Origin of the sequence: Microbulbifer mangrovi, from assembly GCF_002009015.1 — a bacterium.
Lineage (GTDB): Bacteria > Pseudomonadota > Gammaproteobacteria > Pseudomonadales > Cellvibrionaceae > Microbulbifer > Microbulbifer mangrovi.
The window spans coordinates 1-17752 of sequence record NZ_LZDE01000294.1; the positions used below are offsets into that span (position 1 = coordinate 1).

12 protein-coding genes are annotated in these 17752 nt (G+C 57.2%); 8 read left to right on the plus strand and 4 right to left on the minus strand.

All coding sequences use genetic code 11. The annotated features are described in order from the left end of the window. Positions 1-1247: AMP-binding protein (locus B4U49_RS08000; RefSeq protein WP_143735590.1), on the minus strand; the 1247-nt coding region annotated here is incomplete at its 3' end. A gap of 258 nt (positions 1248-1505) precedes the next feature. Between B4U49_RS08000 and B4U49_RS08005 the strand changes: the two genes are divergently transcribed. From B4U49_RS08005 to B4U49_RS08015, 3 genes are all read left to right on the plus strand, one after another. Beyond that, complete coding sequence (locus tag B4U49_RS08005) at positions 1506-2834, plus strand: DcaP family trimeric outer membrane transporter (RefSeq protein WP_204903015.1); 1329 nt, start codon at positions 1506-1508, stop codon at positions 2832-2834. Between the two features lie 77 nt (positions 2835-2911). Next, positions 2912-3247 (plus strand): DUF4212 domain-containing protein, encoded by a 336-nt coding sequence (locus tag B4U49_RS08010; RefSeq protein ID WP_078084055.1) that lies wholly within the window; start codon positions 2912-2914, stop codon positions 3245-3247. Positions 3248-3249: 2 nt separating this feature from the next. After that, entirely contained in the window at positions 3250-4950 is a 1701-nt protein-coding gene (locus B4U49_RS08015) for a sodium:solute symporter family protein (protein ID WP_078084056.1), read from the plus strand. A gap of 124 nt (positions 4951-5074) precedes the next feature. On the opposite strand, the gene B4U49_RS08020 is transcribed toward B4U49_RS08015, so the two are convergent. The 3 genes from B4U49_RS08020 to B4U49_RS08030 all read right to left on the minus strand — a co-directional run bounded on the left by B4U49_RS08020 (position 5075) and on the right by B4U49_RS08030 (position 10431). Beyond that, positions 5075-5596 carry a GNAT family N-acetyltransferase gene (locus B4U49_RS08020; RefSeq protein WP_078084057.1) on the minus strand — a complete coding sequence of 174 codons (522 nt, stop codon included), beginning with the start codon at positions 5594-5596 and terminating at the stop codon, positions 5075-5077. A gap of 144 nt (positions 5597-5740) precedes the next feature. Further along, positions 5741-8113, minus strand: a complete 2373-nt coding sequence (locus B4U49_RS08025) for an autotransporter outer membrane beta-barrel domain-containing protein (protein ID WP_078084058.1) — start codon at positions 8111-8113, stop codon at positions 5741-5743. 332 nt (positions 8114-8445) lie between these two features. Further along, positions 8446-10431, minus strand: a complete 1986-nt coding sequence (locus B4U49_RS08030) for a BCCT family transporter (RefSeq protein ID WP_078084059.1) — start codon at positions 10429-10431, stop codon at positions 8446-8448. A gap of 145 nt (positions 10432-10576) precedes the next feature. Between B4U49_RS08030 and arfB the strand changes: the two genes are divergently transcribed. The 5 genes from arfB (at position 10577) to B4U49_RS08055 (ending at position 17730) form a co-directional block, all read left to right on the plus strand. Further along, positions 10577-10993, plus strand: coding sequence for an alternative ribosome rescue aminoacyl-tRNA hydrolase ArfB (gene arfB / locus B4U49_RS08035; protein WP_078084060.1), 417 nt, complete (start codon positions 10577-10579; stop codon positions 10991-10993). Positions 10994-11028: 35 nt separating this feature from the next. Then, positions 11029-12081, plus strand: coding sequence for an Ldh family oxidoreductase (locus B4U49_RS08040; protein ID WP_078084061.1), 1053 nt, complete (start codon positions 11029-11031; stop codon positions 12079-12081). Between the two features lie 123 nt (positions 12082-12204). Beyond that, a complete protein-coding gene (locus B4U49_RS08045; RefSeq protein ID WP_078084062.1) occupies positions 12205-13659 on the plus strand; it encodes an amidase in 1455 nt (484 codons plus the stop codon). After that, the gene (locus tag B4U49_RS08050; protein ID WP_078084063.1) at positions 13656-14855 is read left to right on the plus strand and encodes a pyridoxal phosphate-dependent aminotransferase; all 1200 of its coding nucleotides are present in this window, start codon (positions 13656-13658) and stop codon (positions 14853-14855) included. The genes B4U49_RS08045 and B4U49_RS08050 overlap by 4 nt, the downstream gene beginning before the upstream one ends. Positions 14856-15126: 271 nt before the next feature. Beyond that, positions 15127-17730 carry a TonB-dependent receptor plug domain-containing protein gene (locus tag B4U49_RS08055; RefSeq protein ID WP_078084064.1) on the plus strand — a complete coding sequence of 868 codons (2604 nt, stop codon included), beginning with the start codon at positions 15127-15129 and terminating at the stop codon, positions 17728-17730. Positions 17731-17752: the final 22 nt, after the last annotated feature.

The following is a 17752-nucleotide window of genomic DNA, read 5'->3' on the forward strand; positions in this document are numbered from 1 at the left end:
TGCCACCAGGTATCCACAATCGGACACTGGCCGCGTCCGAAGGTGCGGTGGTACCACTTCCACGCTTCGGGGTTGATCGGTTCGCCTACGGTGCCGAGCAGGCGCAGGCTCTGCAAGCTGGCGCCGGCCACCGGTTTGTTGCCCTCGGCCATCAGGGCGCGGATGGCAGTGGGCGCGATGTAAAGAATATTGATCTGGTGATCGTCGATGATCTGCGCCACCCGGGTGACATCCGGGTAGTGGGGTACGCCCTCGTACATCACGGTGGTGGCGCCGTTGGCCAGCGGGCCGTAAACGATATAGCTGTGGCCGGTGATCCAGCCGATATCCGCCGCACACCAGTAACGTTCGCCGCGGCGGTAATCGAATACGTACTCATGGGTGATGGAAGCGTAGGTAATATAGCCGCCGTTGGTGTGCAGCACGCCCTTGGGCTTACCGGTAGAGCCGGAGGTATAGAGGATAAACAGCGGATCTTCCGCATCCAGCACTTCTGCAGGGCAGTCGTCACTCTGGGCCGCCACCAGTTCCGCGTAATCGCGATCTACCGCCGGGTTCCAGTCTGACGCATCGTCGGTGTAATTGACGACCACCACATTTTCTACGGTGGTTTCTTCACACAGGGCTACTGCCCGGTCCACATTCTGCTTCAGTGGTACCGAGCGGCCGCCGCGACGGCCGGCATTGGCGGTAATCAGGGTGCGGGATTTGCCGTCATCCATACGCCCGGCAAGGGCCTCCGGCGAAAAGCCGGCAAATACCACCGAGTGCACGGCGCCGATGCGCGCGCAAGCGAGCATGGCCACAGCGGCCTCGGGGATCATCGGCATGTATATGGTCACCACATCGCCTTTCTGGACCCCGAGACTTTTCAGGCCGTTGGCAAAACGGCATACGTCCCGGTGCAGCTCGCGGTAACTGATCTCACGGGAAGTGCCCGGTTCATCGCCCACCCACAGGATGGCAGTCGTGTCGCCGTGTTCCGCCAGGTGGCGGTCGAGACAGTTGGCGGCCACGTTCAGCTTGCCATCGGCAAACCAGCGGATGTGCAGGTCGTCTTTGGCGAAAGATACATCTTTTACCTGACTGAAAGGCTCAATCCAGTCGATGCGCTGTGCCTGCTCGCGCCAGAAGCCGTCGTTGTCTTCAATGGAGCGGTTGTAAAGCTCGAAATAGCGCGCTTCGTCCAACAGGGTGTTGGCGGCGTAGGCATTGGGTACGGGGTAGGTTTCACTTGTACTGGTCACGGACCGGCCCTCTCATCGATGCTGTATTTATTGGTGTTTCGATTGTTGAGGGTATTTTGTCACCACGCCCACAACAGCACGTATTAGACAAAAGTCGAAAGGCAGTGGTAGCGCGCGCCGGGTAGTATTCTCAGGCATAGACATTGGTCTAATTGGACCCCCGATTTAGACCAATGGTTAATACCCCGATTTTCCATGACGTTGTTTGCTAGGACCTGTGTTATCCCCAAATGGCAAACAACGGCAAGGACAATAGTGATGACGGTGAAAATAATAAAAAACCGCAAACTGGCCGGTGCTGCGGCATTGGCAGCGATGGTGAATACGCTACCCACCCTGGCAGCGGAAACGGAGGAGGTGACTGCAGCGCAATTGCAGCAGCGGATCGCCGAGTTACAGGCACAGGTGGACGCGCTCGCCGCGCGCCCGGTTGAAATTGAAAACCCGGAACCGGCCAAGTCCCCCACATTCGGCAACACGAATATCCAGATAGGCGGCTACGTCAAACTGGACAGTATCTTCAGTGACTATTCCGATGGCAGTGGCGCTACTGCAGCCATTGGCGAAGACTTCCTGGTGCCGTCCACCATCCCTGTTGGTGGTTTGGAAAGGGGCGAGAGTGGTGATGTGCACTACAACGCCCATGCAAAATCTACCCGGCTGTTTTTCAAGTCGTCCACCGAAATGGGCGCGGGCAGCGTGAATACCCATATCGAGATCGATGCGATGGCCGGTGCCCAGGGCGATGAGCGTATCAGTAACTCCTACGCCCAGCGGCTGCGCCACGCCTATGTAGACTGGAAAATCGATGGCGACCGCTCACTACTTGCAGGACAGTCCTGGTCGACATTTTTCAATGTGGGCGCACTGCCTGAGGGATTGGACTTTGTCGGCCCGGTAGGGACCATTTTTGAACGCCAGCCGCAGGTTCGCTATACCCAGGGCATCGGCAGCGGAAGCCTGCAATTCGCCGCAGAAAACCCGGCGACTACCCTCTACAACGGGGCCGAAAACCCCTACGACGACAACAGCCGTCCGGACCTGATCCTGCGCTACAACAACAGCATTGGAGATCTCAGTTACTCCGTTGCCTCCATGAGCCGGGAACTGGCCTACGAGGGTGCGGATATCTCTGAATCAGAGCAGGGGTACGCCATCAGTCTCTCCGGCAAATGGCAGCTGGGGCGCGACGACCTGCGCTTTATGTACAGCTATGGTAATGCGCTCGGCCGCTATCTGGGCCTGAACAGTTATCGCGCCGGCATTATCGACCCTGTCGATGGAGATATAGAGCTAATTGATCAGCACGGTGGCTTTGTGGCCCTGCGCCATTTCTGGAGCGAGCAGTGGCGCAGCAACCTGGTGCTCTCCGCCACGGAGGCGGATAACCCGGGGCTGGTTGTCGACACTACGCCGTCTTCTTATCAGAGCTTGCAACTGAATTTGATGTATTCACCGGTACCCAAGATGACCCTGGGGGGCGAGTACATCTTTGCCAAAAAGGAGGTTGAGAATGCCAGCGGCCTGCTGGTTGATGACGAGGGGGACATGCAGCGCATGCAACTGTCCGTGAAATATGTATTCTGAACTGGGATGTACTCCAGTGGTGCACCACAGATTCAACGTCAATCCGATAATTCCAGAATAATTGAGGAGAGAAAACGATGAGTTTCAAAAATAAACAGCTCGCCAGTGATTACTGGCGAGAAAACCTGAAGTTGATGTTCACCCTGCTGGTGATCTGGTTTGTGGTGTCCTTTGGCTGCGGGATCTTGTTTGTCGATGAGTTGAACCAGATTCGCATGGGTGGTTTCAAGCTCGGCTTCTGGTTTGCCCAGCAGGGCGCCATCTACGTGTTTCTGGCCCTGATTTTTGTCTACGTCTACAAGATGAATCAGCTGGACCACAAGTACGACGTGTACGAAGACGATGATGTGGCCGAGACTGCGGGTAAATCCGACGTTGCCGGCGAAGCGCAGCAGCTGCAGGGAGGTCACTGACCATGGATGTACAAACTCTTACTTTCCTGATCGTCGGAGCGACTTTCCTGCTGTATATCGGCATTGCCATCTGGGCACGCGCCGGCTCCACCAACGACTTCTACGTGGCCGGTGGCGGTGTGCACCCCGTGGCCAATGGCATGGCCACGGCGGCGGACTGGATGTCCGCAGCCTCGTTTATTTCCATGGCCGGCCTGATTTCCTTTATGGGATACGACGGTACCGTGTATCTGCTGGGCTGGACTGGCGGTTACGTGCTGCTGGCCCTGTGTCTCGCGCCGTACCTGCGCAAATTTGGCAAGTTCACTGTGCCGGACTTTATCGGTGACCGTTACTACTCCCAGGCGGCGCGTACTGTTGCGGTGATCTGTGCGATCTTCGTGTGCTTTACCTATGTGGCAGGGCAGATGCGCGGCGTCGGTGTGGTGTTCTCCCGTTTCCTGGAGGTGGATATTGTCACCGGCGTGGTCATCGGCATGGGCGTGGTATTTTTCTACGCGGTGCTCGGTGGCATGAAAGGCATCACCTATACCCAGGTCGCCCAGTACTGCGTGCTGATTTTTGCCTACATGGTACCGGCGATTTTTATCTCCATCATGATGACCGGTCACGTGCTGCCGCAAACCGGCTTTGGTGGCATGCTGTCTGACGGTACCTATCTGCTGGATAAACTCGATGGACTTTCAACTGAGCTCGGGTTTGCGGAATATACCTCGGGCACAAAAAGTACCATCGATGTGTTCTTTATTACCGCTGCACTGATGGTGGGTACCGCTGGTCTGCCGCATGTGATCGTGCGCTTCTTCACCGTACCGAAGGTGCGCGACGCGCGAAAATCTGCGGGCTGGGCGCTGCTGTTTATTGCGCTGCTGTACACCACCGCGCCGGCTATTGCCACCTTTGCGCGGGTGAACATGATCGACACCATCAACGGTCCGGAAGGCCAGGGTACCGCCCATGCGGAAGCACCCAGCTGGATCAGCAACTGGGAAGAGACTGGCCTGATTTCCTGGGAAGACAAGAATGCCGACGGCAAGATGTTCTACTCCGGTGACGAGCGCAATGAAATGTCCGTGGACCGCGACATCATGGTGCTGGCCAACCCGGAAATCGCGGATCTTCCCGCGTGGGTGATCGCTCTGGTGGCTGCCGGTGGTGTGGCGGCGGCGCTGTCCACTTCGGCGGGCTTGTTGCTGGTGATTTCCACCTCGGTATCCCACGATCTGCTGAAGCGTAACCTGATGCCTCGCATTACCGAGAAGCAGGAGCTGTTGTATGCGCGGTCTGCGGCGGCAGTGGCGATCTGTATTGCCGGTTATCTCGGGGTCAATCCACCGGGCTTTGTGGCGCAGGTGGTCGCCTTTGCCTTCGGGCTCGCGGCATCGTCGTTCTTCCCGGCGATCATCATGGGGATCTTCTCCAAGCGCATGAACAAGGAAGGGGCGATTGCGGGGATGCTGTCCGGTATCCTGTTTACCGCGGCCTATATCGTGTACTTCAAATTCATTAACCCGGCGGCTAACACCGCGGATAACTGGTGGTTCGGTATTTCACCGGAAGGCATTGGTACCCTGGGTATGATCATCAACTTCGCGGTAGCTATCGCAGTGGCTAAATTCACCCGCGAGGCCCCCAGTGACGTGCAGGAGATGGTGGAGAGCATCCGCTTCCCGCAGGGTGCCGGCCAGGCCAGCGCACACTGACGGATTCTGTGTAAATTTAAAAGCCGCAGCCGGGTGACCGGTTGCGGCTTTTTTTGTGCGCAGCAATTTTTTCACAGCACCGCGTCTTTAAGCTTCACGTAAATCTCAGGCGTTACGGACGAGGTCAATCCTCCCGCGCTTGCCAGCCCATCAGTAAAATGGCGTTGTTATCGCCGGGTAGGGTGACGTCTCTCTCGTAGCGCAGGCCGAGTTTTTCCAGCAGGCGAATAGAGTCCTGGTTTTCCGGGGATACGATGGCGACGATACGTTCCAGACCGAGCGTATGCTTTCCCCATTGCATGACTGCAGAAGCCGCTTCGAACGCGTAGCCGCAGCCGCGATAGGCGGGCAGAAAAGCGAAACCGATATCCACATCGTCCAGCCCATCGCGCCGGATCAATCCGCACTGGCCTACCGGCGTCCCATCCTCCAGTTCTACCCGGTACATACCGAAACCCTGGGTGCGGTACATGGCTCTGGGCCCTCGCTCGATATAGCTGCGGGCATCTTCCACAGTGCGCACGCCGCGGTCGCCGATAAACCGGTGAAAGCTCGGGTCGTTTACCAGTGCCAGGGTAAACTGCGCATCAGCGTCACTATCGTTCAGTTCGCGCAGTCTCAGGCGCGGTGTATGGATCAGGTACATGAATGGTGTACTGGTTGAAACGGAAAGACGGAGTGTACACCGTTAGGTGCGCTATAGCGGTTGGAAAAAATAGTGGCTGGAAATAAAAACGCCCACCGAAGTGGGCGTGAAGTGGACATAGCCGCTAGCTGATTACCGTGACAATCAGAAGCGATAGGTCACGTTGAGCGAACCGTGTTCAGAGCTCGGTCGCGAGGTGAGGTTGGCGCTTACTGCAATGGCATCTGCCGCCTGCCAGCGCAGGCCTACCAGTGCGCCGGCACCGTCTTCGAACAGGCCCATGTCCTTACTGGCGTAGCTCGGCATGGCGTTCATGTTGCCGGTCATGGATTTGACGCCCACTTCCAGGGAATCGTTTTCGGTTCCGGTGGTGTCTTCATACCACAGCTGTGCGTAGGCGTTCACATTACCCCAGGTTTTGTCGGCAAAAGCGCCGATGCGCATGGTGGTGTAGCGTCGTTCCTGGCTGCCAAAGTTCATTCCGAACGGATCCAGCTGGCTGCCATCGGCACCGGTATAGGTAAACCCGTCCAGTGCATCCTCACTGTAGCCATCCACGTCCGCAGTTACCCTGGTCACGCCGGCGAAGGGCCCGTAGCGGGATTCGCCACCGGAGATATTGATACCGCCGGTCAGGTCCAGTGTGGTGTTTTCGCCACTGGTCTGGCCTTCCAGAGTATCGCGGAACTGGTCACCCAGCTGTAATTGACGGCCGATACGATCGTAATCCACATCGGTCACCGTCGCGCTGGCGTCGACAAAGAACTCGTTGTAGTGGAAGCGGGTGTAGAGGCTGTAGTTGGTGGAAGTGGAGTCCACATTGCTCTGGCTATTGTCGAGGGACAGATCGGAACGACTCACCGCAAAACCCAGTTGCCAGTTGTCGCGCAGTGCATAGCCGGCACCGATCAGGCTGCCGCTGGCATCGCCGCTCGCTGCCAGGGCAAAGCTGTTGTCGTAATCGCTATTGCCGAAAACACCGCTGACAAATACGCCGGTTTCTGCAGTGCGGTAGCGCGTGCCGACAAATCCTTCTTCCAGTGCGGTTACATGGCTGCGGGATGCCTGCACGCCCATGTCGGGGAGCTGGCCGGCAATCTGCGCGGCATTGACCACCGCCGTGTAGTAATCCCCCAGCAACCGCTGTGCGGCCTGGGTGGGATGTACCGCATCATTGAAAATCAACTGGTCGGCATCGGGCGCACTACCATTTTTGCCATATACTGGGTGTTCGATACAGCTGCCGCCTTCGTAACACAGGGTGCTCTGGTCAAACTCGCTGGAAAAGCCCAGTGCCGCGGCATTGTCGAGGGAGACCTTGAGGATGCCCTGCATATCCACCATCAGCACGCCATCGATGTTTCCGGCATCGGAGAGCAGCGTGTTGTTGAACAGGGTTACCGCCCCGCTGGCCTGGGCGAGGGTGCTGTCGATTGCTGCTGCCAGCTGGGCGTTGGCCTCGTCCTGCGTGATGAGGCCTGCGGCCACGGCGTCGGCAAGCTGTGCGGCTTCCGGACTCGCAGCAACGGCCCGGCTGACCGCGGCGTACATACCCGGGGTTTGGCTGATATCCGGCACGTTGGCGACCAGTATGTAATTGGCCCCGGCATCGGACAGGGCCTGTGCGCCGTCGGCGAGCATGTTCGCGGCGAGCCCCGTCTGCGTGGCGAACTGTTGCGCGGTGATACTGCCGCTCAGGGTTGCGGTAAACCCGGCGAGCAGGTCATTGCCGCCGCCATTTACCCAGTAGAGCGCCTTGCCGTCCGCGCGGCCGCTGCTGGCTTCCAGGTAGCCGAGCCCCAGGGGATGGGGATTGCCGGTAATACCAGAGTCGGCAACGATCATTGCGGGTGCGGCATCAATCTGTGCCTGCAGACCATCGGCCTGTGCGGTGAGCTGTGCTGCAGTGGTGGAATCACCGGCAGCTTCCGCCTGCTCGGCGGCGGCACGGAGCTCGGCCACCGCGGCGGGCCCCTGCAGTAACAGGCCTAGCAGGTTCAGGTCGGCGTAAAGCCCGGTGCTGGTGGTGCGGGTGGGGTCCGGCAACAGGGCGCTGGCAAAGTTGTGCGCGTTGGTGTCGAGGGTGAGCCCCTGTTCTGCCAGGTAATTCATATACCCGCGGGTGCCGAGAATATTCAGTAACACGTCTGCCGCGCGGTGACCACCCACGGCCCAGCCGCCGCCCACGTTGGGAAGCGACGCGCGCACCTGCGCCTGTGCCGAGGCGAGCATCTGGTCTTCCGGTAGTGAGGGATCGACATCCGGCAGACACAGGTACATACCGGCGCAGGAGGGGGTAACCGGGCCGAGGCCGAGGTTCTGTGACATCAGGCTGATGGCTGCCTGCTTGTCTTCACCACTGGTGAAAACGCCGGCATTGCCCACGTCGGTGAGGCTGTCGCCGAAGGCGATCACCTGTGAAAAGGGGGAGTCTTCCGCGTAAGCGGTGCTGTTCAGACCGCATGTCAGAGAGGCGAGGGCAATGGCTGCCGCCAGGCTGCGCTTGGCGTTGGGCATGTGTTTCTCCTTTCATCGCTGCGCACTGGATTGTTGGTGGCCGTGGGGCCGCCTGTTATTGATGTTTGCCTGGTGCGCGCGTCGTTATTGTTATGTCGCTAAAAGTCCCGGAATAACCGGGATCCGTCCGATATTAACCGACGAAAATTGGAGAGTGAACGGAAAGTCGAAACTAATTGTGCCCGGCTGGTCACAAAGTTTTGTGCGGGTATTTCTGAAACAGGTAACGCGAAAATGCCAACCGTGGGATGGTTGGCATTGGCGATTTGGCGGGTATTCCCACTGAGTGGCAGTGCCCCACAGCACGCTAACACGGTATAAGTGGATCGACCCTACCGCAGCGTATGCAGGAACTGCAGGTGTCGCTCGTATTGCGACACCATGTCCGTCAGCAACTGTTCCGAAGTCCAGCCCATGACATCATAATCCTGGCCACCTTCGAAGAGATGCACATCGGCGCGGAAGTACTTATCGGGTGAGCCATCATCGAAGTTATCGTCCAGCTCCTGTTCCGGATTACTGGCATCGGGCTTGATAGTGGCCTTCGGGTGGAGGCCGTAGACAAAACTGACCTCCTCTCCCTGGAATACTTCAATTTGCACGAACTTGTTTTCCCGCTCCGTTACCGTGGCCTCGTAACCGTTCTTGCGCATTTCCTCGGCAAACTCTTCCAGAGCGGGTTTGCCGGTATTGCTGATGTACTCGCGCACCTCCTCAAGTGAGGGCAGTTGCAGGGCATTTTTCAGGCGTCGCTGCCACACTACCGGGTTGCGCGCACTGATAGGCGCAACGATGGCCGACTGGGTAATCCGCTTGACCGTTTCCGTGCGCAATGCCGCGATTAGCCCGTACATGGCAACAAGCAGAATGGCGGAAAATGGCAGCGCACTGGTGATGACTGCAGTTTGCAGGGAGCCCAGGCCACCGGCCAGCAGCAGGGCAATGGCAACCACGCCGATCAGGAAACACCAGAAGATTCTCTGCCACAGGGGCGTGTCATCGCGCCCGTGGGAAGACAGCATATTGACCACCAGTGCGCCGGAGTCTGCAGAGGTGACAAAGAACACCACCACCATGATCACCGCGACAAACGAGAATACCGAGGAAAACGGAAACTGTTCGAGGAACTGGAACAGGGCAACCGACTGATCCTTGGCAACGATCTCTCCCAGTTGTGTGAGGCCCTCGTCCAGAATCATATGGATGGCTGAATTGCCGAAGAAGGTCATCCACAGCATGGTGACCAGTGCCGGCACCATCATAGCGCCGACCACGAATTCCCGAATGGTACGCCCGCGTGAAATACGCGCGATAAACAACCCTACAAATGGCGACCATGACATCCACCAACCCCAGTACAGGATGGTCCAGCCACCCAGCCAGTCCGTGGGCTTGTAGGCAAACAGGTTGAAGGTTTTGCTTACGATTTCGGACATGTAACTGCCAAAATTCTGTACAAACGCTTGCAACAGGTAGACGGTACTGCCGAGCAGCAGCACCATGACCAGCAGGATCCCAGCGAGTGTCATGTTGATCTGTGAAAGGCGTTTGATGCCCGCATCCAGGCCGAGTACCACCGAGATGGTTGCCAGAATGGTGGTGACAATAATCAGTACGACCTGGACACCCGGTCCTACGGGTAGGCCGAACAGGTGATTCAGACCGGAGTTGATCTGCAGTACACCGTAGCCCAGAGTGGTTGCGACACCGCAGACGGTACCGACAATCGCGAACACATCGACGGCGTGTCCGATGGGCCCGTAGATACGCTCTCCTATCATCGGGTAGAGTGCCGAGCGCAGGGTCAACGGCAGTTTGTGACGATAGCTGAAATAGGCAAGGATCAGGGCCACAATGGCGTAGATCGCCCAGGCGTGGAAACCCCAGTGGAAAAAAGTGAGTACCATGGCTTCCCGTGCAGCCTCGACGGTACCGGTTTCCCCCACCGGTGGTTGCAGATAATGCATGACCGGTTCGGCGACACCGAAAAACAGCAAACCGATACCCATACCCGCGGAAAACAGCATTGCGAACCAGGAAAGGTAATCGTAATCGGGCTCCGCATGCTCCGGGCCCATTTTGATTTCCCCAAACTTCGAAAAGGCAATCATGATTGTACCGATCAGGATGATCGCCACTACCAAGACGTAATACCAGCTCATGTGCACGACAACCCAGGATTGCAACGCCTTGAAGGTACTGGTTGCGTGGTCCGGTGCCAGCACCGCGTAGGCGACCATCAGTAGAAGGGCTGCGGTCGCGGCGTAAAAAACCGGTGGATTGAAGTGGGCCTGGTCTGAATGCTTGGGTTGTTCCATCCGCAGAGTTTCCCGGAGTTGCTGATTGTTCAGTCTGTTTACACAGTGTGCAGGTAAGCTGTATCTGGGCGAAATTCACGCCGCACAATTTGAGCATAGCCGATGGATCGGGTTAGGCTTTGTACGAATATCCAGAGAACTTTTCATGTTGATTATTTCTAACCAGATCCAGCTGCCTGAGTCTGAGATTGAATTCAGTGCTGTGCGTGCGCAGGGTGCCGGTGGCCAGAACGTCAATAAAGTATCCAGCGCGATCCACCTGCGTTTTGATATTGCGGCTTCCACTCTGCCGCAGGAAATAAAGCAGCGTGTGCTAGCTTTGCGAGACCAGCGTATCACTGCCGACGGTGTTGTAGTGATCAAGGCCCAGCGCTTTCGCACCCAGGAAAAAAACCGGGAAGATGCGCTGGCGCGGCTACAGGCGCTGATCGCCAGTGTGCTTAAAACCCCTAAAAAGCGCGTGCCGACAAAACCAACTCGCGGCTCCAAAGAGCGCCGACTAAAGCATAAGACCCGCCGCGGACAGATCAAATCTATGCGGGGCAAGGTTTCCGACCACTGAGCCCGAGAACCGAAAGTCAAGATAGAGGAATTTCCATGTCCACCCGATACCAGGCACAAGCGCTGAAACAGTTTGCCAGTGACCTCTTCGTCTCCACCGGCATTGCCCGCGAACGTGCGGACGTGATGGCGGACACCTTTTTGCAAGCCGATCTGATGGGATTTACCACCCATGGCCTCAACCGTGTAGCCAGCAATCTCAGCTGGTTACGAAATGGCGCCTCCAGAATATGTGGAGAGCCGCACGTACTTGCAGATCGCGGAAACATTTTTAATTGGGATGCAGAATTTCTTCCCGGTCCCTGGGTGATTAGCAGAGCAATCGACGAGGCGCTGTCACGTGTTGAAGAACACGGCGTGGTTACCGCAACCGTCAGGCGAAGCCAGCACATCGCCTGTCTTGCAGCCTATCTGCCAAAAATTATCGAAAAAAATTGTGTGGCAATCCTTACCTGTTCCACACCTGCGGAACACACTGTGTCGCCGCAGGGTAGTAAGACGCCGCTATTCTCCGCCAATCCCATAGCGTTCTGCGCTCCGGCGACGGACTATCCGCTGCTGTTTGATATCAGTATGTCGGTTACCGCCGGTGGCTACGTAGCGCGCGCGGCGCGTGAAGGAAAAAAACTTTCGCAACCGTATTTGAAAGACTCCGATGGACACTTATCCGATGATCCTGCGGCATTTGCACAGTGTGGCAGTATTCTGCCGGTGGGTGGTGCTGATCATGGCTACAAGGGCGCAGCATTGTCGGCAATGTTTGAAATTCTATCTATGGGACTGTCTGGATACGGTCGCGCAGATGAAGTTGACGAGGACGATGAAGCCAACTCGGTTTTTCTGCAGATTATCGATCCGAGAGCATTTGGCGCGGAAAATGCATTTTTAAGGCAGACAGCAGCGTTACTGCAGTTGTGGGAGTCCTGCGAAAGCGACGGCGATGAGCCGGTGCGTGTTCCTGGCAAGCGCGCTTGGGGATTGCGGCAGTCACAACTGGCGGAGGGCGTACAGCTGTACCCATCCATTGTAGAGGACCTGCACAAGCTTGCCGATGAGACCGGTATCGCCATGCCAGAGCCGATTGTCTGATGTCTTGATAATCGGGGCGTACTGTTCAACCCGTATTTTATGGGAAAAGCGCGATAAGGCGCGAAATAGGTCTAGGATAGGGGGAAAGCACAGCTATCTAAAAAAATAGGGAGAAAAGCGATCGTGAATGACTTCGTTCGTATGACTGCGCTAGAGCTTTTACAAGGTTATCGGGACAAGGAGTTTTCTCCCGTCGAAGCGACGCAAAGTATGCTGGAGCAGATTCAACGCTGTAACCCGGTTGTCAATGCGTATAACCTGGTCGACGAAGAAACCACGCTCGCATATGCGCGGGAATCCGAGCAACGTTACCAGTCTGGAGAAATCCGCGGGGCGCTGGACGGAGTTCCCGTTGCCATCAAGGATGTATTCCTCACTCCCCAGTGGCCCACCATCAAGGGCTCCAAAACCATCGATCCAAAATCCACGCTCGGCAAGGAAGCGCCGAGTGTTGCCGCACTCAATCGAAACGGCGCTGTGCCCCTGGGCAAGACCACTACCCCGGAGTTTGGCTGGAAGGGGGTTACCGACAACCCTGTCGATGGTGTTACCTGCAATCCCTGGGATCCCTCCAAGACCGCCGGCGGTTCCAGTGGTGGCAGCGCTGCCGCCGTGCCTCTCGGGATGGGGCCGCTCGCGCTCGGTACTGATGCCGGCGGCTCAATCCGTATTCCCGCTGGGTTTAGTGGCCTTGTGGGGCTCAAACCCAGTTTTGGCGAAGTGCCGCACTGGCCCGCGAGTCCATTCGGTACCCTGGCCCACGCCGGTCCCATGACCTGGACCGTGGCCGACTGCGCATTGCTGATGAATGTCCTCAGCGAAGCGGACTACCGCGATACCAATGCCATTCCCCGGCGCAATATCGACTACCTCGCAGAAATCCAGGGAGAGCCAGAGCAGTTGCTCAAGGGGGTAAAGATTGCCTTCAGTGCGACCCTGGGCTATGTGCAGGTGGATCGCGAAGTTGAAGAAACCGTGCGCAAGGCGGCACAACTGATGCAGTCTCTCGGTGCTGAGATTACGGAGGTTGCTCCGGGATTTGACGACCCGCTGGCGGCATTTGGCCACCTGTTTTACGGCGGTGCGGCCAATGCATTACGCGATATCGGCAAGAAGCAACGTATGGTGATGGATCCGCAGCTGGTGGCGGTTTCCGAGAAGGCCGCGCAGCTTTCCATGCTGGATTATCTGGAGGCGGTCAACGAGCGCGCGGCGCTGTGCGAGCGTATGGCGGCTTTCCATCAAAAATACGATTTACTGTTGACCCCGACACTGCCGATCACGGCGTTTACCGCGGGTCGCGAAGTTCCGGAAGATTGGCCCAGCACGCGCTGGCCGTCGTGGACGCCATTTACCTATCCTTTCAATATGACCGGGCAACCGGCCATTTCCGTACCCTGTGGTTTCGACGGTGCCGGGCTACCCATTGGGCTGCAGCTTGTCGGTGCGCGCTTCGATGATCGGGCGGTGTTACGCGCGGCCCAGGCTTATCAGCTGGCGGCGCCGCTTACCGACAAGCGGCCGGGACTTTTTTTTGAGAGTTCGGAACAAACTGCCACCGCAGGAGTGGGTATATGAGCCGGCTGGATTTTGATTTTTACGAATCGGAAGATCCGGTCTGGAACCCGGCGCTGCTTACCATTCCCGTGCCGGGTATTCGCAAAATGGTGAATATGGCCGCGTCCATGGACGACGTGATCCATCTGTCTATTGGCCAGCCCGATGCGCCAACCCCTCCCCATGTGGTACAGGCCACGGTAGATGCGCTGAATGCGGGACAGACCGGGTACACCATGGATGCGGGATTGCCGGAATTACTGGAGGCACTGGCGGAATATTACGGAGAGCGCTCCGGGCGTGCGATCAGTCCTGAAAATATCCTGATCACCACCGGTGCTACCGAGGCCATTTATCTGGCGCTCACCGCGGTATCTGCACCGGGCCGTGAATTTATCGTGCCCGATCCCTCGTTCATGCTGTATGCACCGCTGATTCGTATGAACGGGGGCGAGGTGAAACATATTCCGACCCGGGCGGAAAACAATCACCAGCTGGATCCGCAGGAAGTGATCGATGCGATCGATACCAATACCCACGCGATTATCCTCAATTCCCCCAGTAATCCCACGGGCACGGTTTATCCGCGGGAGACGGTGGAAACCATCGTGCAGGAAGCGGCATATCGCGGAATTTACGTGATTAGCGATGAGGTGTATGACCACCTGATCTACGATGACCGGGATTACGCCAGTGTGCTGTCGTGCTGCTCGGACCTGGACCATGTGATGGTCATGAGTAGCTTTTCCAAGACGTTCAGTATGGCGGGCATGCGGGTCGGCTGGCTCATTGCCAGCCAGGGTGCTATCCGCAAACTGCGCCGTTACCACATGTTCACCACCACGGTGGCCAATACACCCTGCCAGTGGGGCGGCGTGGCCGCGCTCAAGGGAGATCGCAGTTTCGTGACCGACGTGGTGAATACCTACAAAAAGCGTCGCAACCGCCTGGTGGAGCTGGTAGATGAGACCCCTTTCCTGGAAGGCTATGTGCCGGAAGGCGCTTTCTATATGTTCCCCTCCCTTCCCGAAGGGGTAAATGGCAACAATGTGGCCCTGCGCCTTTTGCGCGAAACGGGTGTCTGTACCATCGCCGGGGATACCTTCGGTGAAAGTAGCCGCAATGCCTTGCGCTTCAGTTATGCCACTTCCATCGAAAATATCGAGCGCGCCTTTGAACGCATCATTCCCTGGATGGCAAAACAGGACTTTGGCTGACAGTCCCCTGTTTTGCGGATAAAAGTCTCTTCTTTTTATATTTCTCAATATGCCTATCCCCCTGGATCAAGATTGATTACAGGGGTTTTGTTATTTTTTGGCGTCTAATTCATTCTGTGCACCATTTATTGATGCATCTCAAAATTTGCCCTACTCTGGTGCGGCTTCGAATATGAAAACAATAATGAAAATTGGGTCACGTTAGTTTTCGTGACACGACTAAAAGCGATCTATCGGTCCCGATTTCAGAAAAATAATAGGACGGATAACTATGCGAGAATTCAGAATCAAGGCATTGACCCTGGCGGTTGCGGCGGCAACCGCATTGCCGGCGTCATTGGCGTTTTCCCAACAGGAAGCCGATCCAGCGCCTGCGACAAATCACGGTGTGATGGAAGAGGTCATCACCACCGGTACCCGCAAAGAGGGGGTAGCGCCTACCGAGACCCTGTCACCGGTGGACGTACTCGGTGGCGACAAGTTTTCCGATCAGGGCAGTTTTGATCTCACCGAGTCTCTGGCCAAGGTGGCGCCCTCGTTCAATACCCAACGTTTCCCCATCGCCGACGGCACCGCGTTTATCCGTCCCGTAACCCTGCGTAACCTGTCACCGGACCAGACCCTGGTACTGGTCAACGGTACCCGTCGCCATCGCTCTGCGCTGGTAAACCTGCAGCTGGCGCCGCTGGGTACCACCAACCAGGGCGCCCAGGCAGTGGATTTTGCCGCGCTGCCATCCATGGCGATCGAGCGGGTTGAGGTGCTGCGCGATGGCGCCTCGGCCCAGTACGGTTCCGACGCCATTGCCGGTGTGGTGAACGTGATCCTGAAAGACGATGCTGAAGGCTTCGCTCTGTCTGCGCAGACCGGCGAGTACTTCGATGGCGACGGCGCCCGCACTACCCTGGCTGCCAACGGCGGTTTTGCACTGGGTGAACAGGGCTTCCTGAATGCCACTATCGAACATTCCACCGCGGACAAAACCTGGCGCGGTGGTGCGCGTCCGGATGCGTTGGCGGTCGGAGACGTGGTAGGTGCAGACAAGGTGCCGCTGGATGGTCTTGGGCAGCGCTGGGGCGACCCGGAAGTGGAGGCACTCAAGCTATTCGTGAACACCGGTTATGAACTGAACGACACCACCGAGCTGTACGGCAACCTGGGCTATTCCAAGAACGAAACCATTTCCGACTTCTTCTATCGCGGTCCGGTACTGGATCCCTCTGAGATGTTCACTGCCCGTGAAACCCTGCAGAAGGATGCGAACGGAGACTTTATTCCGGACGACGCGCCCCAGTCGCTGGTGGACGATATTATCGCCCAAGGTCTGAACCCCGCCGATTACCTGGTTGCAGATAGCGGCAGCGACAGCGGCTTTGTACTGCGCAACCCCATCTACACCAAGTTCCCGGGCGGCTACAACCCGGCGTTTGGTGCGGATATCACCGATTTCTCGGCGGTGGTCGGTGCCCGCGGTGAGTGGTCCAATGGCATCAGCTGGGATCTGCGTGCGCGCAGTGCCGAGAATGAAGTTTCCTACGTACTGCAAAATTCCATCAACCCGAGCCTGGGGATCAATTCTCCGCTGACGTTCAATCCAGGCACGCTCACCCAGTCCGAAACCAGCGTCAATGCGGATTTTGTTAAACCAATCGACGTTGCAGCTTTCGCTACGCCGCTGAACCTGGCGTTCGGTATGGAATGGCGGGACGAGACCTACAAAATTGGTGCCGGTGATGAGGCTTCTATCGCTGTGGGACCAACCGCTGCGGTATTCGGTGTCGGCTCCGATGGCTTCCAGGGCTTCCCGACGGAGGCGGCCGGTGAGTACAGTAGTGTAAGCACGGCGGCCTATGTGGATCTGGAAGCAGACGTTACCGACAAGCTGTTGCTGGGTGCGGCATTGCGCTTTGAAAACTTTGAAGAGTTTGGTTCCACTTTCGACTGGAAGCTTTCTGCGCGCTACGACTTTACCGAAAACTTTGCCCTGCGCGGTACCGCCAATACCGGCTTCCGCGCACCGACCCCGGGGCAGGTGAATACTCTCAACGTAACCACCACTTCCGACTCCGATGGCAACCTGATTCCCAATGGGACTTATCCGGTAAATCACCCGGTCGCCATGGCACTGGGCGCCAAAGAGTTGACTCCGGAAGAGTCCACCAGCTTCACCCTGGGTGCGGTATGGAGCCCGCTGGATAACACCAGCGTGACCATCGATTACTACAATATCGAAATCGAGGACCGCCTGGCGCTGCGCAACAACACGATTGGTGCTGCGCAAGTGACGTTGCTGGAAAATGCGGGTGTGGCCAATGCCGCATTGTTGGAGGGCAGCAACGCCAACTATTTCGTCAACGCGTTTGATTCCGATGTGTCGGGCATCGACTTGGCAGTGACCAGTGACTTCGACCTCGCCGGTGGCTTGCTGGTGGTTGACCTGCGCCACAATCACAACAAGCAGGACGTGACCAAAGTTGCGCCCAATACCATCAATGCTTCGCGTGTGTTCGATCTGGAAAACCAGGTGCCCAGCGATCGCACCACCCTGACGTTCGACTACGACTCCGGTGACCTGTTCAACGGTTACCTGCGGTTCAACCGCTACAGCGGCTGGGAAAGCACCTTCGGCCTGTTTGGCCCGGGTGATGCTTCCGATGCGTCGTCTTATGGCGGTGAAATTCTGGTTGATATCGAAACCACGATCACCCTCAAGGAGAACTACAAGCTTTCCCTCGGTGGTGAGAATATTTTCGATGTTCGCCCGGATGACGAAGCTGACCCGACGCTGCAGTTCCTCGGTGTGCGCCAGTCACTGACTTCGCCGTTTGGTTTCAATGGTGGCTTCTGGTACCTGAGAGCCAGCGCTGAATTCTAATTTGCGCTACGTGAAAAAAGGC

Bases quoted from the DNA above. Each gene is read 5' to 3' on its own strand.
- B4U49_RS08030 (WP_078084059.1), bottom strand. From the start codon at position 10,431: ATGGAACAACCCAAGCATTCAGACCAGGCCCACTTCAATCCACCGGTT.
- B4U49_RS08025 (WP_078084058.1), bottom strand. From the start codon at position 8,113: ATGCCCAACGCCAAGCGCAGCCTGGCGGCAGCCATTGCCCTCGCCTCT.
- B4U49_RS08040 (WP_078084061.1), top strand. From the start codon at position 11,029: ATGTCCACCCGATACCAGGCACAAGCGCTGAAACAGTTTGCCAGTGAC.
- B4U49_RS08005 (WP_204903015.1), top strand. From the start codon at position 1,506: ATGACGGTGAAAATAATAAAAAACCGCAAACTGGCCGGTGCTGCGGCA.
- B4U49_RS08055 (WP_078084064.1), top strand. From the start codon at position 15,127: ATGCGAGAATTCAGAATCAAGGCATTGACCCTGGCGGTTGCGGCGGCA.
- B4U49_RS08015 (WP_078084056.1), top strand. From the start codon at position 3,250: ATGGATGTACAAACTCTTACTTTCCTGATCGTCGGAGCGACTTTCCTG.
- B4U49_RS08050 (WP_078084063.1), top strand. From the start codon at position 13,656: ATGAGCCGGCTGGATTTTGATTTTTACGAATCGGAAGATCCGGTCTGG.
- arfB (WP_078084060.1), top strand. From the start codon at position 10,577: ATGTTGATTATTTCTAACCAGATCCAGCTGCCTGAGTCTGAGATTGAA.
- B4U49_RS08010 (WP_078084055.1), top strand. From the start codon at position 2,912: ATGAGTTTCAAAAATAAACAGCTCGCCAGTGATTACTGGCGAGAAAAC.
- B4U49_RS08020 (WP_078084057.1), bottom strand. From the start codon at position 5,596: ATGTACCTGATCCATACACCGCGCCTGAGACTGCGCGAACTGAACGAT.